The 12,764-nt window shown below is 71.6% G+C and carries 9 protein-coding genes; all 9 read right to left on the reverse strand.

All coding sequences use genetic code 11. The annotated features are described in order from the left end of the window. Positions 1-83 precede the first annotated feature (83 nt). The 9 genes from obgE to K4B79_RS16975 all read right to left on the reverse strand — a co-directional run bounded on the left by obgE (position 84) and on the right by K4B79_RS16975 (position 12,612). Positions 84-1,523, reverse strand: coding sequence for a GTPase ObgE (gene obgE, locus K4B79_RS16935; RefSeq protein WP_232027419.1), 1,440 nt, complete (start codon positions 1,521-1,523; stop codon positions 84-86). Positions 1,524-1,627: 104 nt separating this feature from the next. Beyond that, positions 1,628-1,882: a 50S ribosomal protein L27 gene (gene rpmA, locus K4B79_RS16940; protein WP_007381992.1), complete on the reverse strand. Its 255-nt coding sequence runs from the start codon at positions 1,880-1,882 to the stop codon at positions 1,628-1,630. 14 nt (positions 1,883-1,896) lie between these two features. Next, positions 1,897-2,217 carry a 50S ribosomal protein L21 gene (gene rplU / locus K4B79_RS16945; RefSeq protein WP_007381993.1) on the reverse strand — a complete coding sequence of 107 codons (321 nt, stop codon included), beginning with the start codon at positions 2,215-2,217 and terminating at the stop codon, positions 1,897-1,899. A 179-nt stretch (positions 2,218-2,396) separates the two neighbouring features. Beyond that, entirely contained in the window at positions 2,397-2,990 is a 594-nt protein-coding gene (rfbC, locus tag K4B79_RS16950; protein ID WP_232027421.1) for a dTDP-4-dehydrorhamnose 3,5-epimerase, read from the reverse strand. 10 nt (positions 2,991-3,000) lie between these two features. Then, positions 3,001-5,001, reverse strand: coding sequence for a glycosyltransferase family 2 protein (locus K4B79_RS16955; RefSeq protein ID WP_232027423.1), 2,001 nt, complete (start codon positions 4,999-5,001; stop codon positions 3,001-3,003). Then, entirely contained in the window at positions 4,998-5,921 is a 924-nt protein-coding gene (gene rfbD, locus K4B79_RS16960) for a dTDP-4-dehydrorhamnose reductase (RefSeq protein ID WP_232027425.1), read from the reverse strand. The genes K4B79_RS16955 and rfbD overlap by 4 nt, the downstream gene beginning before the upstream one ends. A 134-nt stretch (positions 5,922-6,055) precedes the next feature. Next, positions 6,056-7,054: a dTDP-glucose 4,6-dehydratase gene (rfbB, locus tag K4B79_RS16965; RefSeq protein ID WP_232027426.1), complete on the reverse strand. Its 999-nt coding sequence runs from the start codon at positions 7,052-7,054 to the stop codon at positions 6,056-6,058. Beyond that, entirely contained in the window at positions 7,051-8,118 is a 1,068-nt protein-coding gene (locus K4B79_RS16970) for a glucose-1-phosphate thymidylyltransferase (RefSeq protein ID WP_232027427.1), read from the reverse strand. The genes rfbB and K4B79_RS16970 overlap by 4 nt, the downstream gene beginning before the upstream one ends. Positions 8,119-8,373: 255 nt before the next feature. Further along, positions 8,374-12,612, reverse strand: a complete 4,239-nt coding sequence (locus K4B79_RS16975; RefSeq protein WP_232027428.1) for an Rne/Rng family ribonuclease — start codon at positions 12,610-12,612, stop codon at positions 8,374-8,376. Positions 12,613-12,764: the final 152 nt, after the last annotated feature.

Consider the following 12,764-nt stretch of genomic DNA (forward strand, 5'->3'; position numbering starts at 1 on the left):
GTACGACTCACCGCACGGACAGAGGGTTGTCCCGCCGTATGCCCGGACTCTCCCCGGAGTTCACTCCGGACCGGAGGTGCGCTCTAGAACGGCTCGAAATCGTCGAACTCCTGGGACGCCTCGTCCCGTTCGGCCTGCTTGTCCCGGCGGCGCTGGGCCGCGGGGCGGGGTGCCTCGAAGCGGTGGTCCTCGCCGCGGCGGCCGAGCATCTCGGCGCCGGCCATGACCGTCGGCTCCCAGTCGAAGACGACGGCGTTGTCCTCGGGGCCGATGGCGACGCCGTCGCCCGAGCGGGCGCCCGCCTTCATCAACTCCTCTTCCACACCGAGGCGGTTGAGGCGGTCGGCGAGGTAGCCGACGGCCTCGTCGTTGCTGAAGTCGGTCTGCCGCACCCAGCGCTCCGGCTTCTCGCCGCGCACCCGGAACAGCCCGTCCTCCTCCTGCGTGACGGAGAAGCCGGCGTCGTCCACGGCCTTGGGCCGGATGACGATCCGGGTCGCCTCCTCCTTGGGCTTGGCGGCCCGCGCCTTGGCGACCACGTCGGCCAGCGCGAACGACAGTTCCTTCAGCCCCATGTGCGCCACCGCGGACACCTCGAAGACGCGGTAGCCGCGCGCCTCCAGATCCGGCCGCACCATCTCGGCGAGGTCCTTGCCGTCCGGGACGTCGATCTTGTTCAGGACGATCATGCGGGGCCGCTTGTCGAGCCCGGCGCCGTACTGCCGCAGCTCCTCCTCGATGACGTCGAGGTCGGAGACCGGGTCGCGCTCGGACTCCAGCGTGGCCGTGTCCAGGACGTGCACGAGGACGCTGCACCGCTCGACGTGGCGCAGGAACTCCAGGCCCAGGCCCTTGCCCTGGCTGGCGCCCGGGATGAGCCCCGGCACGTCGGCGATCGTGTAGACGGTCGAGCCGGCCGTGACCACGCCCAGGTTCGGGACGAGGGTGGTGAAGGGGTAGTCGGCGATCTTCGGCTTGGCGGCACTCAGCACCGAGATCAGCGAGGACTTGCCCGCGCTCGGGTAGCCCACCAGGGCCACGTCGGCGACGGTCTTCAGCTCCAGGACGATGTCCTGGAGATCGCCCGGCACACCGAGCAGCGCGAAGCCGGGGGCCTTGCGACGGGCGGAGGCCAGCGCCGCGTTGCCGAGCCCGCCGCGGCCGCCCTGGGCGGCGACGTACGAGGTGCCGTGCCCGACCAGGTCGGCGAGGACATTGCCAGCCCGGTCCAGGACGACCGTGCCGTCCGGCACCGGCAGGACCAGGTCCTGGCCGTCCTTGCCGGAGCGGTTGCCGCCCTCGCCGGGCTTGCCGTTGGTGGCCTTGCGGTGCGGGGAGTGGTGATAGTCCAGGAGCGTGGTGACGGACTGGTCGACGGTGAGGATGACGTCACCGCCACGCCCACCGTTGCCGCCGTCGGGGCCGCCCAGCGGCTTGAACTTCTCACGGTGGACGGAGGCACAGCCGTGGCCTCCGTTACCCGCGGCGACATGCAGCTCGACGCGGTCCACGAAGGTGGTCATGGGATGTGCCTCCAGTTACGTACGGGATTGTCTTTGTACCAACACGCGAAAGGCGGACCCGCTTCCCACCAGGGAAGTGAGGTCCGCCTCGCGAAAGCTTCCGATCAGGCGACCGGAACGATGTTCACGACCTTGCGGCCACGGTGGGTGCCGAACTCCACCGCACCGGCGTTCAGCGCGAACAGCGTGTCGTCGCCGCCACGGCCGACGCCCGCACCCGGGTGGAAGTGGGTGCCGCGCTGGCGGACCAGGATCTCGCCCGCGTTGACGACCTGACCACCGAAGCGCTTCACGCCGAGGCGCTGAGCGTTGGAGTCACGACCGTTACGGGTGGACGATGCGCCCTTCTTGTGTGCCATCTCTCCTCAGTCCCTTACTTCGCAGCCGCGGGGATCTCAGTGACCTTGATCGCCGTGTACTGCTGGCGGTGGCCCTGACGACGGCGGTAGCCGGTCTTGTTCTTGTAGCGAAGGATGTCGATCTTGACGCCCTTGTGGTGGTCCACGACCTCGGCCTGGACCTTGATGCCGGCCAGCACCCACGGGTCGCTGGTCACAGCGTCGCCGTCGACAACGAGCAGGGTCGAGAGCTCGACCGTGTCGCCAACCTTGGCAGTGGAAATCTTGTCAACCTCAACGATGTCGCCGACAGCAACCTTGTGCTGGCGACCACCGCTGCGCACGATGGCGTACACGCGGATCTCACTCTCTCGCTCGGGGACGGCACCCCCGCAGTCCAGCCGCTCGGCGGAGCAGGCGGCCTCTCCCGGCCGGAAAGCCCGGGAGGAAAAGGTTTACGGGGATGTGGCGTGTCACCTGTGGACACGCCGACGGTCAAGGTTACGGGGCCGCTCAGGTCCGGTCAAACCGAGCCTCAGCCGCCGAGGCTCTCCCGGTACGCCACACAGTCCTCGTAGCGCGGCAGCAGGCCCTGGGCCTCCGCCTCCGCCAGGGTGGGCGCCTGCTCGTCCTTGGCGGACAGCAGCGGGACGACGTCCGCGGGCCACTCGATGCCGAGGGCCGGGTCGAGCGGGTGGACGCCGTGCTCGCGCTCGGGGGCGTAGCCCTCGGAGCACAGGTAGACCACCGTGGCGTCGTCGGTGAGCGCCATGAAGCCGTGCCCGAGACCCTCGGAGAGGTAGACCGCGTGGTGGTCCTGGTCGTCCAGGCGGACGATCTCCCACTGGCCGAAGGTGGGCGAGCCGGTCCGGATGTCCACGATCACGTCGAGGACCGCGCCGCGCACGCACTTGACGTACTTGGCCTGGCTGGGCGGCACGTCCGCGAAGTGGATGCCCCGCAGGGTGCCCCGGCTGGAGACCGACATGTTGGCCTGGGCCAGGCTCAGCCGGTGGCCGACCGCCTCGGCGAACACCGGGGCCTTGAACCACTCGTGGAAGCTGCCGCGGCCGTCGGGGAAGACCTTCGGCTCGTGCACCCAGGCACCGGAGATGGAAAGAGGTCGCATCACAGAGTCCTCAGCTCTTCTTCTGGTTCGTCAGAGCGCGCTTCAGGCGCCCGGCGGCCCGGCGCCACAGCGGACGCGACTGGGCGGGCCTCTTGGGCGCGGCCGCCTTCTTCGCGCCGGGCTTCGCCGGCGCGGTGTGCCGGTCGATCACCCGGGCGGTTCCGTCGGCGGCCACGACCACGTCGACCGGGAGCCGGGTCCACTTTGCCTCACCGCGGGCCGCGGACGGCACACCGATCCGGACCGCCCAGCGCTTGCCGGTCAGCTTCTCCAGCGGCAGCGGGGCGCTCACGGTCCGGCCGTCCAGCACGGCGTCGGCGGGGAACTTGCCCACGTTCTTGCGCTCGAAGCGCAGCTGGACCGGGTCGCCGGAGTCCGCCGCGAGGTGCAGCGGCAGCGGGAGCCGGACGGTGGAGCCCTCGACCACGGCCTCGGCCGGGTCCATCAGGGTCACCGCCTGGCCCTCCAGCTTGCCGGTGTGCTGGTCGACGTCGAGGGAGAGGTTGCCCGGTCCGTCGGTCCAGTACGGCAGGACCAGCCGGCGCGGCTCGCCGGTGAGCGCGGCCATGCGCTGGGCCTCCACGTCCTCGCCGCGCACCGCGCCGAGCCGGGTCTCCTTGCTCCAGCCGCAGGACTTGATGCGCAGGTGGAGGTCCCAGATGCCCTTGCCGAGCGGCTTGCCCGCCGCCGCGGTCTCCGGGTCGAGGACCGCGCGGGCGGTGATCCGGAGCCGGAAGGTGCCGTCCTCGGCCTCCACGCGGTGCAGTTCGCAGTCGACCGGGAGGTAGTACTGCGTGGCGTCCTCGCGGTGCCGGGCCACCAGGTCCACGTCGCTCTTGCCGACGGGGGCGTCCAGGGTGATCTTCTGGTCGGCCAGCGCCTTCAGTGCCTCCTCCGAGAGCGGCAGGTCGAGCAGGTCGCGCTCGCCCTCCCGGCGGAAGGTCATCGGCTCGCCGTCTACCTGGTACTCGGAGGTGAAGCCGACGGTCAGCGCGCCCTTCTCCCAGGCCAGGGAGTCCAGGCTGCCGGTGGGCTTGATCCCGGCCTCCCAGCGGGCGAGGGCGCGGATGTCCTCGTAGTGGTCGGCGGCGATGAGCCCGGCCACCACGCGCTGGGTGGGGGCGACCTTGGCGAACACGCCCGGCCCGAAGCGCTCGGTGACGACACCGCGGATCTCGCGGTACAGCTCCTCGGCGTAGTCCTCGGGGAGCTTCAGGAGCCGGTTGCCGCGCAGTCGCTCCACCATCTCGTTGCGCAGCCAGCGGCTGTAGAGCTTGTCGCGGACGGCACCCGGCTCGGTGAGTTCCTCGACCACGTCGAGAGCCTCACGGAGGTTCGTGAAGTAGCCGACCGGGTCGAAGCGCTGGAAGCCGGCGTTGGAGCCGTCGTCCCGGGTGATGTGGTAGTAGCACAGGTAGTCGCCGAGCACGGAGACGTTCTTCGCCCGCAGGTAGGTCTCCACGACGAAGACGTGGTCCTCCAGCCGGCGGCGCCCCTCCTTGAAGCGGATGTCGTGCTCGTTGAGGAACTCCCGCCGGAACATCTTGTGCGGGGTGAGGCTGTCGATCAACGGCGCGTTCGCGACCGTGGCCTTGGGCCGGTTGACCCGGAACAGCTCCTGCGGGACCGGCCGGCCGATCCCGGCCATCTTTCCTACGACGACGTCGGCCTCGTTGGCCTTGCCGTACTCGTACATCCGCTCAAGGGCCTCGTCGCCGAGCCAGTCGTCGTGGTCGACGAACATCACGTACTCGCCTTGGGCGGCCGCGATACCGGTGTTGCGGGGCTTGCCCGACCAGCCGGAGGACTCCTGGTGGATGACGTGGAAGTGCGGGTGCTCGGCCGCGAGCTGGTCCAGGCGGGCCGGGGTCTCGTCGGTGGAGCCGTCGTTGACGAAGAAGACCTCGAACTCGTCGGGGGTGAGGCTCTGCCGCAGCAGGCCCGTGATGCAGTCCTCGACGTACTTGCCGGGGTTGTAGACCGCGATGACGACGCTGACCTTGAGTGTCACGCCGTGTTCTCCTTCGTCTGGACCCGGTGGATCTCCGGGAAGGCCTCGGTGAGGGCCGCGCGCCAGTCGCGCAGCGGCTCGATGCCGGCCTCGGCGAACCGGCCGTGACCGAGGACGCTGTAGGCGGGTCGGGGGGCGGGGCGTACGAACGCCTCGCTGGTGGTGGGGCGGACCCGGTCCGGGTCGGTGCCGAGGAGCGAGAAGATCTCCCGGGTGAAGCCGTACCAGGTGGTCTCGCCGGAGCTGGTGCCGTGGTAGATCCCGGCCGGGGCGGTACCGGCCAGGGCGCCGCGGCCCAGGGCCAGCAGCAGTCCGGCCAGGTCGGCGCTCCAGGTGGGCTGGCCGCGCTGGTCGTCCACGACGTCCAGGGTGTCCTTGACGCCCTCCAGCTTGATCATCGTACGGACGAAGTTGGGGCCGCCCGCGCCGTACAGCCAGGCCGTGCGGACCACGTAGCCGTGCTCCGGCAGCGTCTTCAGGACGGCCTGCTCGCCGGCCAGCTTGGTGCGGCCGTAGGCGCTGCGGGGGGCGGTGGGGGCGTCCTCGGCGTACGGTTCCTCGGCGTCACCGGCGAACACGTAGTCGGTGGAGACATGGAGCAGGACGGCGCCGGTGCGGGCGCAGGCGGCGGCGAGGTGGGCCGGGCCGTCGCCGTTGATGGCGAGCGCCTCGTCCTCCCGGCTCTCGGCGTCGTCGACGGCGGTCCAGGCCGCGCAGTTGACGACGACGGCGGGCCGGTGCCGTTCCAGGGCCTCCTGGACGGCCGCGGGGTCGGTGAGGTCCAGCGCCGCGCGGTCCAACGCGACGGCCTGCTCGCCCTCGGCGGCCAGCACGGCCAGCACGTCCTGGCCGAGCATGCCGCCCGCCCCGGTGACCAGCCAGCCGGTCGGGGCGCTTGCCTGTTCCTGGATCGGGTTCATGCCTTCTTCTCGTCCTCTGTGCAGGATGGCGCGGGTGTGGGGGATGTCGCGGGCCATCACCGGTCACCCGGGGGCACGCGGAGAACGACCAAACGGGCCCGGGGCGAACCCGGGCCCGAGGAGTCGGGGGCGCGTCAGCCGAGGGCCGCGCGCTCCTTCAGCGGTTCCCACCATGCACGGTTGTCGCGGTACCACTGCACCGTTTCCGCCAGACCCTGCTCGAAGCTCTTGCGGGGCTCGTAGCCGAGTTCCTCGCGAATCTTCGTGCAGTCCACCGAGTAGCGGCGGTCGTGGCCCTTGCGGTCGGTGACGTACTCGACGCTGGTCTCCCAGTCGGCGCCGCACGCCTCCAGCAGCAGCCCGGTGAGCTCCTTGTTGGAGAGCTCGGTGCCGCCGCCGATGTTGTAGACCTCGCCGGCGCGGCCCTTGGTGCGGACCAGCTCGATGCCCTGGACGTGGTCGTCGATGTGCAGCCAGTCGCGGACGTTGCCGCCGTCGCCGTACAGCGGGACCTTCTTGCCGTCGAGGAGGTTGGTCACGAAGAGCGGGATGACCTTCTCGGGGAAGTGGTGGTGCCCGTAGTTGTTGGAGCAGCGGGTGACGCGCACGTCCAGGCCGTGGGTGCGGTGGTACGACAGCGCGATCAGGTCGCTGGAGGCCTTCGCCGAGGAGTACGGCGAGTTGGGCTCCAGCGGGTGCGTCTCGGGCCAGGAGCCCTCGTCGATCGAGCCGTAGACCTCGTCGGTGGAGATGTGCACGAAGGTCTTGATGCCCGTCCGGTGCGCGGCGTCGATCAGCGTGTGCGTGCCGACCACGTTGGTGCGCACGAACTCCGCGCCACCGTCGATGGAACGGTCGACGTGGGACTCGGCGGCGAAGTGGACGACCTGGTCGTGCTCGGCCATCAGCTTGCCGACCAGCTCCGGGTCGCAGATGTCGCCCTGCACGAAGGCGAAGCCCGGGTGCTCGCGCACCTCGTCGAGGTTGGCCGGGTTGCCCGCGTACGTCAGCTTGTCCAGGACGGTGATCGAGACGTCACCGGGGCCTTCGGGGCCGAGCACGGTACGGACGTAGTGCGAGCCGATGAAACCGGCACCGCCGGTCACCAGGATCCGAGTGGCGGGGGTTGTCATGAAGATATCTGCACCTTGCTGTGATCACCGAGCACGAGCCGGTGGGCCTTGGGGTTACGGGGGGCGGGCGTGACTTCGACATCGCGTCCGATGAGCGAGGCCTCCACCCGGCGCACACCGGTCACGGACGAGCCGCGCAGCACGATCGAGTACTCGATCTCGCTGTCCTCGATCCGGCAGTCCTCCGACACGGACGTGAAGGGGCCGATGTACGCGTCGTTGACCACCGTGCCGGCACCGATGATGGCAGGCCCGACGATACGGCTGCCACTGACCCGCGCGCCCGCCTCGATCCGGACTCGGCCGATGATCTCGCTGGCCTCGTCGACCGTGCCCTCGGTCACCGGCTCCACGGTCTCCAGGACCGACCGGTTGACCTCCAGCATGTCGGTGACGTTGCCGGTGTCCTTCCAGTAGCCGGAGATGGTGGTGGAGCGGACGTCGCGCTTGTCGTCGATCAGCCACTGGATGGCGTGCGTGATCTCCAGCTCGCCGCGCCAGGAGGGCTCGATGGAGCGGACCGCCTCGTGGATGGCCGGGGTGAACAGGTAGACACCGACCAGCGCGAGGTCACTCTTGGGCTGCTTCGGCTTCTCCTCCAGGCCCACCACCCGGCCTGCGCCGTCGAGTTCGGCGACGCCGAAGGAGGTGGGGTTGGGGACCCGGGTCAGCAGGATCTGGGCGTCGGGCCGCTCCGCGCGGAACTCCTCCACCAGACCGGTGATGCCACCGACGATGAAGTTGTCGCCGAGGTACATGACGAAGTCGTCGTCACCGAGGAAGTCCTGCGCGATGAGGACGGCGTGGGCGAGGCCCAGCGGTGCTTCCTGCGGGATGTAGGTGACCTTGATCCCGAACTGGGAGCCGTCGCCGACCGCCTCGCGGATCTCGTCGGCGGTGTCGCCGACGACGATGCCGACCTCGCTGATCCCGGCGTCCGCGATCGCTTCCAGGCCGTAGAAGAGCACGGGCTTGTTGGCGACCGGCACCAGCTGCTTGGCGGAGGTGTGGGTGATCGGGCGGAGGCGGGTACCCGCTCCCCCGGAGAGCACGAGTGCCTTCACCTGATGTGCCCCAATACTGTCCTATAGGGGGATGTAACCCCGCTGTATGAATTTGCCGACTATCTCGGCTCACATCATAACCGCGACGGCGGAACGTCGATTCACGGATCGTTCGCACATTCGACACCCGTAAGACGGTCTCCAGGCCACCGGGGTTGTAAGCGAAACGCAAAGAATCACGATCCGTGAGAAAAACGTGATCCGCCCCCGGTCCGATGGACCGGGGGCGGATCACGTATGTCACGGCGTGGGGCGTCAGGCCTCGTCCGCCGTGGTCGAGACGGACGGCGCCGACTGCTGCTCGGCCGCCACCGTCTTCTTCGCGGCCGCCTTCTTGGCGGTCGTCTTCTTCGCGGCGGTCTTCTTCGCCGCTGTCTTCTTGGCCGCCGTCTTCTTGGTGGCGGCCTTCTTCGCCGTGGCCTTCTTGGCCGTCTTGCGGGCCGTCTTCTTGGCCGGAACCGCGTCCTCGGCGGGCGCCTCGGCGGCCGGGGCCTCGTCGGCGGTGGCCGCGGGGACGACCACGACGGCCGCCTCCTCGGGCGCGGTGGGCGCGGTGGCCTTGCGCACGGCGCGACGCCTCGGGCGAGCCGGGGCGGCGCTCTCGGCGGGCGCCTCGGCCGGGGTCTCCGGCTGCGGCTCCGGAGCCTGCTCGGCCTGCGGCTCGGCGGCCGGCGCGGTCTCGGCGACCGTCACCACGGCCGCCTCGGCACCCGCCGGGGAACCGGCCGGCGCGGAGACCTTGCGGGTGGCCCGACGGCGCGTACGGCCCTTGGGGGCCGCCTCCTCGGCGGCCGGGGCCTCGACCACCGGGTCCTCGGCGGCGACGGGCTCGGCCTGGGCGACCGCGGCCGGCTCCGGCTGGACCGGACGGGTGATCTCGTCCTCGGCCGTCACGTCCTGAGCCGTGGGAACCTCGGCCGGGGCCTCGGCCTGCGCCTCCTCGCGCCTGGCGGCGCGCTTGTCCGCACGCCGCTCGTCGCGCTTGTCGTCACGGCGGTCCTCGCGCTTGTCATCACGCTTGTCGTCGCGCCGGTCCTCCCGGTTCGGAGCCCCTGCCGGGGCGGACGCCCGACGGCTCGCCCGGCGCCGGGTACGGCCACGGCCGGCCGCGGCCTCCGCCTCGGCGACGCTGCTGTACAGCTCCTCGTCGGGCACGAAGTCGGGCTCGGCGAGCGCCATGGGCTCGGCGACCTCGGCGGCCACTTCCTCCGCGGTCTCCTCGACGGCCTCGGCGCTCTCCACTGCCGCCTCGTGCTCGTGGACATGCCCGTCGCCGCCGCGGCCGCGCTTGCGCCGCTTGCCACCGCCTCCGGCGGAGGACGGCTGCTCCATGTGGACGATGACACCGCGGCCGTTGCAGTGGACGCAGGTCTCGGAGAAGGACTCCAGCAGGCCCTGGCCGACCCGCTTACGGGTCATCTGGACCAGGCCCAGCGAGGTGACCTCGGCGACCTGGTGCTTGGTCCGGTCCCGGCCCAGGCACTCCAGCAGGCGCCGCAGCACCAGGTCCCGGTTGGACTCCAGCACCATGTCGATGAAGTCGATGACGATGATGCCGCCGAGGTCGCGCAGCCGCAGCTGACGCACGATCTCCTCGGCCGCCTCCAGGTTGTTCCTGGTGACCGTCTCCTCCAGGTTGCCGCCCTGGCCGGTGAACTTGCCGGTGTTGACGTCGACGACGACCATCGCCTCGGTCCGGTCGATCACCAGCGAACCGCCGCTGGGCAGCCAGACCTTGCGGTCCAGCGCCTTGGCGAGCTGCTCGTCGATCCGGTAGGTGGCGAAGACGTCGACCTCGGAGGTCCACTTCGACAGCCGGTCGGCCAGATCGGGCGCGACGTGCGAGACGTATCCGTGGATGGTCTCCCAGGCGTCCTCGCCGCTGACGACGACCTTGGTGAAGTCCTCGTTGAAGATGTCGCGGACGACTCGGACGGTCATGTCCGGCTCGCCGTACAGCAGCGTCGGCGCGTTGGAGCTGCCGCCGTTCCGCGACTTCTTCTGGATGTCCTCCCACTGCCCCTGGAGCCGCTCGACGTCACGGCGCAGCTCGTCCTCGCTCGCGCCCTCGGCGGCGGTGCGCACGATGACGCCCGCGTCCTCGGGGACGATCTTCTTGAGGATGGTCTTCAGCCGGGCCCGCTCGGTGTCGGGCAGCTTGCGGCTGATGCCGGTCATGGAGCCCTCGGGGACGTACACGAGGTAGCGGCCCGGCAGGGAGACCTGGCTGGTCAGACGGGCGCCCTTGTGTCCGATCGGGTCCTTGGTGACCTGGACGAGCACCGACTGGCCGGACTTGAGGGCGGACTCGATGCGGCGCGGCCCGTTGGCCATGCCGAGCGCCTCGAAGTTGACCTCACCGGCGTACAGGACGGCGTTGCGGCCCTTGCCGATGTCGATGAAGGCGGCCTCCATCGACGGCAGCACGTTCTGGACCTTGCCCAGGTAGACGTTGCCGACGTAGGAGGTGGACTGCTCCTTGTTGACGTAGTGCTCGACGAGCACGCCGTCCTCCAGGACGCCGATCTGCGTACGGTCGCCGTACTGGCGGACGACCATCACACGCTCGACGGCCTCGCGCCGGGCCAGGAACTCGGCCTCGGTGATGATCGGCACGCGGCGCCGGCCCTGCTCGCGGCCTTCCCGGCGGCGCTGCTTCTTGGCCTCCAGGCGGGTCGAGCCCTTGATGGACTGCACCTCGTCGGACGCCTCGGCAGCCCGGTCCCGGGCGGGCCGGGGCTCGCGGACCTTGACGACCGTGCGCTCGGGGTCGCCGTCGCCGGGCTCGGCGTCGACGGCGGTGTCACCGGCGCGACGGCGACGCCGCCGGCGCCGACGGCTGCTGCTGGATCCGGACCCGCCGGACTCCTCGTGCTCGTCCTCGTCCTCGCCGTCCTCGGCGTCCTCCTCGGCCTGCTCGGCCGTGTCCTCGGCGTCCTGGGCGGTCTGCGCTGCGAACTCGTCGCCGTCGGCCTCCTGGCCCTCGCTCGACTCGCCGTCGGCGGAGTCGCCCCGACGGCGGCGACGGCCGCCCCGGCGGCGACGGCGGCGCGAGCCGGTCTCCTCGGTCTCGTCGTCGGCCGCGTCCTCGGCCTCCTCGGCGTCCTCGGGCTCTTCCTCGACGACGGTCTCGGCGGCGGGCCGGGCCTCGGGCTCCTGCCCGCCCCGGCGCCGGCGCCTGCGGCGCGAGGCACCCTGTTCCTCGGCGAACTCCTCGGTCTCCTCGACCGCTTCCGGCTCTTCGGCCTCTTCCGGCACCGTCACCGCGGCGGCCTCGGCGGCCGCCCGCTCGGGCGTCTGGAACTGCGGCTCGGTGAAGACGGGCGCCTGGAACACGGCCATGGCCGGACGCGCCGGCCGACGCGGGGCGTCGTCGTCCCCGGCGTCCGCGCCACCGGCCGACCGCGCGGGCGCGGCGAACCCGGTGGCGGCCTTGCGCACGGCCCGGCGACGCCGCCGCGGGGCCGCGTCCTCGACGGACGCCTCGGCGGCGGGGGCCTCGGCGGCGGGCGCCGCCGGGGCTTCGGTCTCGGGGGTGCTGGTCACCACGGCCTCCTCGGCCGACTCGGAAGTGACGCCGGCACCGCTCGCCGCGGGCGTCTCGGCGGGCGCGGTCACCCGACGGGTGGCACGCCGACGCGTACGACGCGGAGCGGCGTCCTCGGCCTCGGTCTCGGCGACCTCGGCGGTCCCCGCCGGTACGTCCACCGGCTCACCCGCGTTCTCGGCGGTCCGGGCGGCCTGAGCGGCCTCGACGGTCTCGTCGGCGGCGGCCTGCGGCGCGCCCGTGGGCGCGGTGGCACGACGGGTGGACCGCCGACGCGCACGGCCGGCGGGAGCGGCCTCCTCGGCCGGGGCGGGAGCAGCGGCCTCGACGACGGTCTCGTCAGCCACCTCGGCCTTCTCGGGCTTCTCGGCCGCTTCGGCGGTCTCGGCGGCAGCGGCGGGCGCGGTCACCCGACGGGTGGCACGCCGACGCGTACGACGCGGAGCGGCGTCCTCGGCCTCGCCGATCTCGGGAGTCCCGGCGTTGTCGGCGGGCCCGACAGGCTCGGCCTGCTCACCGGCATCGGCGGCGGCCGTCACGGGCACGACCGTCTCGGCGGTCTCGACCGTCGCGGCCGGTCCGGCGGGCGCGGAAGCGCGGCGCGTGGCCCGCCTGCGCGGACGACCGGCGGGAGCGGCCTCGACGGCCACCGCGGTCTCCTCGGCGTCGGCGGCACTCTCGATGCCCTCGACGCCCTGGTCCTTGTCCTGATCCGCGTCCGTGTCCTCGTCGACGGTCTCGTCGGCGACCGCTTCGGTCACGAGATCCTCGGCGTCGGCGGCCGGTATGGCCGGCGCGACCGTCTCCTCGGGTACGTCGGCGGCGGCGACCGGCGGACCCGCCGGCCGGGAAGCGGCACGGCGCCGACGACGCGGCGGCAGGGTGTCGCTGGGAGTGTTCGGTTCGGAGCCCAATGTGGACTCAGTGGGTTCGGTCGGTTCGAGCATGCGGGCTTTTCTCCCGTCAGGCTCCCGGGCGCCGCGCCTGGTCCGGCGAGAATGCCGGTGACGTCCGCGGCTCGCGCTGTGCGCGGTGCCGCCGTCCGGGGCGCGGGCGCCGCACGGGAGCTCTCTGTGTCCTGTCTCGCCGGTTCCGTACG

Origin of the sequence: Streptomyces lincolnensis, assembly GCF_021173675.1 — a bacterium.
GTDB lineage: Bacteria > Actinomycetota > Actinomycetes > Streptomycetales > Streptomycetaceae > Streptomyces > Streptomyces lincolnensis_B.

Coding starts and splice junctions, on each gene's coding strand:
- obgE (WP_232027419.1), bottom strand. CDS start 1,523: ATGACCACCTTCGTGGACCGCGTCGAGCTGCATGTCGCCGCGGGTAAC.
- rpmA (WP_007381992.1), bottom strand. CDS start 1,882: ATGGCACACAAGAAGGGCGCATCGTCCACCCGTAACGGTCGTGACTCC.
- rfbC (WP_232027421.1), bottom strand. CDS start 2,990: ATGCGACCTCTTTCCATCTCCGGTGCCTGGGTGCACGAGCCGAAGGTC.
- rfbD (WP_232027425.1), bottom strand. CDS start 5,921: ATGAACCCGATCCAGGAACAGGCAAGCGCCCCGACCGGCTGGCTGGTC.
- rfbB (WP_232027426.1), bottom strand. CDS start 7,054: ATGACAACCCCCGCCACTCGGATCCTGGTGACCGGCGGTGCCGGTTTC.
- K4B79_RS16975 (WP_232027428.1), bottom strand. CDS start 12,612: ATGCTCGAACCGACCGAACCCACTGAGTCCACATTGGGCTCCGAACCG.